Below are 4,921 nucleotides of genomic sequence, written 5' to 3'. Positions count from 1 at the left end.
TCGTATTGATTTTGTGAAAGAAGCAGCTTCGCGTGAACCACGTCTCCATACCACCCCTGAGCTGCAGGTTGATTGAAATTCTGTAATTGTTCAACCGCTTGCTGAAGCAATTTTTGTTTCGAAGTTAACAAAGACACTTTGGCCCGTTTTATCTGCCGGATATCCGCAGCTTCAATTTTTGTATCATAGGCAATGTTTAAGGCAAGATTATAATCAACCAGGGACATCAACCCTTTTCCAAATGAGTCTGAACTTTGCCTTATCAATTCATTTGCATTCGTTTCAGTCTGCTGCAAATGCCTATTCAATTTTTGTGAAACCACTCTCTGATTCGAAGTGGAAAGATTCGATTTCCCTGAACGGTTCTGATGACTTTGATTTTTTGTCTGTTCTGGTACGACGTTGAGCGGAATATATTGCTTGTGTTTCCCTTTAATTCGATTCGAAGAAGAAGGAGGATCAAACACTGTTGCAATCTCTCCCTCTTCGATTTCTAAAAAGCTATTGATTGTAGCCTGGGAGTTCTCCGCCGCATGAGATTCTCGATGTGGTATTAATTGAGAAGTGGAGGGTATTTGCGACCAGAAAACGAGACCGATCATTGAGCAAACAATAGAAGAACTAATATAGAAATGAAATCGATCGCTCATAAAGGTCCAGAATCGCTTCAAAGAATGAAATCCGATCAATTAAAAGTATCGGATATTGGGTAAGCAATCCATGCTGTCTGCAACAAGGTAGTCCTTATAGAAAAGTATCGGCACATACATTTACAAATAATTCTAAATCAAACGAGTGCCCATGCAATGAGAGCGAGAAGCATTTTTGTCAGTGACATTCGAACTGATACGATGCGATTAATCGGAGAGGAATTACACTCCTCTGCCATCAATGGAACTCAACCACATCAGCTCACTTTCTAACAACTTTACGTCTTATCTAACTACATAATAATAACTTGAAAGAACTCTCTAACAACATTACGTATCAACTATTTATCACGTATGGAAAAATCAGTTTGTAAATCATAGTCAAAATATAGCTTTTTTTGATTTTCCCTCTGGCGTTAGCTCATCCTGAAACTTTACGATCATTCATAAACAAAAACTCTCCCCTATTTCCCTATAGTTACATATTTGCCTATGGTGATAACATTTGTTATCGTATATAAATCAACGTATTCATCATATTCCCCCTATCCATCTTATATCAACGGCATTTAGAGACGTCTGATTTTTATTTCTTGAGAAGTAAGCTGACCCCAACCATCTATTGATTTGACGAGAATAAAAGGATTCGTGATGGCCCCTCTTGGAATAATTTACTCATCGGACTCCAAAATGGAGTCTGTCCTCAAACCTCACATACTAGATCAAATCAATTCCTCTCTTAAAACAGTCTCTACACTTTCTTCACTGAAAGATTGTATACATAACTCATCTCCGGCTATTTTATACCTTGATTTGAGAGTCACAGAGCTTCCACTTGAACAAGCCAATTGTCACGAAGTGCTTTCTTATTTGAGAGAAACGTGTGAATACCCTCTCAAAGTCGTTTCTGTAATTGATCAATTTATTCCATTGGGATTAGCCGAATCAACTAATTTTTTGACGGATGCTTACTTGGAATATCCACCAGCACCTGAAGAATTTCGAATACTCTCCGAAGAATTAAACGAAATCAATGCCGCTATTAAACCGTCAACATTACCCAAATCCCGTCAAATTTATGATGGTGACACTCACGTAACAACTTATACACCGGCGATGATTCCAATCATTGATCAGATTTCGAAAATTGCAAAACACAATGTGACACTGCTTCTTGTAGGTGAAACCGGAACAGGTAAAACAACGTTAGCATCGATGATTCATCAACTTTCTCCCCGGGGAACTGAACCATTTCAAAATATTGCATGTGGTGCACTTCCGTCTGATCTCATAGAAAGCGAGCTTTTTGGGCATTTACGTGGTTCATTTACTGGTGCCGAACGTAGTAAAATCGGTCGTTTTGAAGCAGCTGGGAAGGGGACTTTGCTTTTAGATGAGATCGATATTCTCACCGCGAAAGATCAAGCAAAGCTTCTTAAAGTGATCGAAACGGGGCAGTTCGAACCTGTCGGGTCTACTGAATCTCGTCATTCTGAAGCGCGACTCATTGTGGCCGCAAATGTGGAACTTGAAGAACTGACTCAAAATAATAAATTTCGATCAGACTTATATTATCGCTTGAATGTCCTTCAATTTCGATTGCCGGCTTTACGAGAACGTCCTAACGATATCATCCCGCTTTCGATTGAATTTATCAAAGAATGTTGCCAACTTCACTCGATCATGATCAATAAAGTTCACCTGAAAGTAATTCAAATGCTGCAGCACTATAGTTGGCCGGGTAATCTGAGAGAGTTAAAAAACCAGATCCAAAGAGCGGTCTTATTTTCAAATCAGGGGGAATTGACTACCAATGAATTTTCCCCCAATATTCTTCAGGAAACAATCTCTCTCACTGAAAACGGCTTTCAGTCATCACCGGAGAATTCAACATTAGCTGACCAGGTAGCTCTGAACGAAAAATATCTCTTACAAAAGTCCTTGTCAGAGAACGGTTACCGCAAAACAGCAACAGCAAAAGCATTGGGGATTAGTCGAGTCGGACTCTACAAAAAAATGCGGAAGTACGGAATGCTTGAGCAAAAGAAACCAACGGTCCAAAAGAATCTTCACTCGAAAAATTAGGACTTAAACCAGCGAATCTGTTGCTTTGATGACAGTTCATAAGATCTGGTTTATGGTATCACACACGCGCCCATTAGTATGAAAGTTTCGCTCTGACAGCAACGTCTGCGTGCTATTGAGCGTCCGTTCGATTCTGGTTAACTACTTGTTGTTGAGGAGTCGTGCTGATAGATTCACCATACGTCATCGGTTCCAGAATTCCGCCCGGAGTGTGCTCGCGAATCAGAAAATTCCGTAATTCAAGTACCGCTGGCCCGAAGAATAAAATATAAATGGGAGGGGCCATACAGAAAATCACAGGAAAAAGTAACTTGATACTTGTCTTGCTGGAATGCTCCTCTGCACGTTGCCGATACTTACGGCGGACACCATCGGCGAAATCTATTAATGCTGTTGAAACGTTCGTCCCTAACCTCTCCGTTTGAGAGATCATCGAAGAAAGTGCATTTACATCGGGGGCATCTATTCTTCTCGCAAATTGCTTAAGAGCGTCTGACATCGAATTGGCATCTGAGTGACGACGAATGATTTCAAACTCGACAGCGATATCCGGATGAGAAAAACGAACTTCATCTGTAACGCGTTCTAGAGCGGTCCTCAGTGGAACCCCCCCCGTCAAACACATCATAACCAGATCGAGTGCATCGGGCAGCCCTCTTTGTATTCGATGAACTCTGCGGTTCGCCTGACTGTGAAGGACGAAACGGGGAAGCCCATAACCCAAACCAGCAACCAATAGTCCCACAACAAGAATAATTTGAGGAAGTTTTGATCCCGGATCTGCTAAAACACAACCAATTCCAGTCACAATTAATACCAGTACCACGAGGAGGTTGCGTGTTGCCAGATATTCGACGAGAGACGTTGACCGGTAATAACCGGCCCTTTTGAGATCGAGCTCAATTTTTCCAATGACTTCAGCTGTCTGAGGAATTACGCCCGCTAGTGACCGACTGAAAATTCCCACTTTTGAAGTCTTGTAGTAATTTGAACCCTGATCATTGAGATCTAGACCTTTCTTCCTGGAACGATGCCCTGCTGAAATTGCATCTCCGATCAAGAAGAATACGAAGCAGACAAGCAAAAAGGTGTCAATCGAAATAATATCAACAAACATAGGTTTCTCTTTTATGTGAAGTCTGAAGAACGAGCCAGGATAGCATCATCATCATTCATCTCAAATTAAGTTCTAATATTCTGTTCTGAGTAGTGCTGATACCCAAAGGATGCCAGTCACTTCCAGGACAATCGCGATGAGTAAGAGTATATTTCCAATGGGATCCGTATACAAATTGGAAACGTGATCAGGGAATGCCACCAATAGAATTACAAATGCAACCGGTGCCACCACCGTCATGAGCAATGCGGATGCACGGCCAGCACCTGTCGATGCCTTCATTTGGCGACGATAGTTTATTCTGTCGCGAATCACTCCTGACATTCGTTCCAGATTCGCGGGCAGATTACCACCAGTTTTACGATACAGCATTAGCGTTGAAGTCAATATTTTCAGATCAATCAGCTGAATCCGAGTTGAAAGTGACTTCATAACCGAAGGCACTGACATATTCATATCTAACTGCCGGGCACAGCGTCTGAACTCAAAACTCAAAGGCCCTTTAGCCTCTTCACCCACAATCGTAATAGCCTGCTCTAAACTGGCTCCAGCATGAGTTGAGCGAGCCAGTAAATCAATCATTTCGGGAAGTTCTTCCTGGATCATGTGCATTCTTCTTTTCCTACGAAAATGCAAAATGATCAAGATGGTAAACATCCCACCAATCATACCGGCAATGCCAGCTAAAGGCTGATTCGAGTAAACAAAAATTGCACCACCGATGGCTAATCCACAGGCTACAATCAATAGAAAAGCAGTAAACGGCGTAAGTTCAGAGCCATTTTCGAGAACCAAACGATCAAAACTCTGATCAATTTTCCCAAGGATACTATTCGAGGGCTCCTGATCAAACACGTTCCGAATTCTTCTAAGTCGAGGACGCTTTGTAAAATTACCAGAATTTGATGTACCGGCACCAGATAAGTCGCGAACAACCAGATAGATCGCCAGAATTGTGACCGTCACTGCCGCAAAACAAATCAATGCTATCGATGAACTGTCCACTACGGGATATCTCCACTCTAATCTAAATAACAAATTTCATAACTTGGAATCATTTCCTTAACGT

General features: G+C 41.6%; 4 protein-coding genes. 1 reads left to right on the top strand and 3 read right to left on the bottom strand.

The annotated features are described in order from the left end of the window. Positions 1 to 650: hypothetical protein (locus Q0668_RS12230; protein WP_298864894.1), on the bottom strand; the 650-nt coding region annotated here is incomplete at its 3' end. A gap of 972 nt (positions 651 to 1,622) precedes the next feature. Between Q0668_RS12230 and Q0668_RS12225 the strand changes: the two genes are divergently transcribed. Beyond that, complete coding sequence (locus tag Q0668_RS12225) at positions 1,623 to 2,735, top strand: sigma-54 dependent transcriptional regulator (protein ID WP_298864891.1); 1,113 nt, start codon at positions 1,623 to 1,625, stop codon at positions 2,733 to 2,735. 112 nt (positions 2,736 to 2,847) lie between these two features. On the opposite strand, the gene Q0668_RS12220 is transcribed toward Q0668_RS12225, so the two are convergent. Next, positions 2,848 to 3,852 (bottom strand): type II secretion system F family protein, encoded by a 1,005-nt coding sequence (locus tag Q0668_RS12220; RefSeq protein WP_298864889.1) that lies wholly within the window; start codon positions 3,850 to 3,852, stop codon positions 2,848 to 2,850. Positions 3,853 to 3,924: 72 nt separating this feature from the next. Beyond that, positions 3,925 to 4,857, bottom strand: a complete 933-nt coding sequence (locus Q0668_RS12215; RefSeq protein WP_298864887.1) for a type II secretion system F family protein — start codon at positions 4,855 to 4,857, stop codon at positions 3,925 to 3,927. Positions 4,858 to 4,921: the final 64 nt, after the last annotated feature.

The sequence above is a fragment of the uncultured Gimesia sp. genome, assembly GCF_937910335.1.
GTDB lineage: Bacteria > Planctomycetota > Planctomycetia > Planctomycetales > Planctomycetaceae > Gimesia.
Note: the sequence above shows the minus strand (reverse complement) of the source record. Positions and strands in the feature narration are given on the sequence as shown.

What these genes read in the sequence shown, in the direction of transcription:
- Q0668_RS12220 (WP_298864889.1), bottom strand. Translation starts at nt 3,852, where the DNA reads ATGTTTGTTGATATTATTTCGATTGACACCTTTTTGCTTGTCTGCTTC.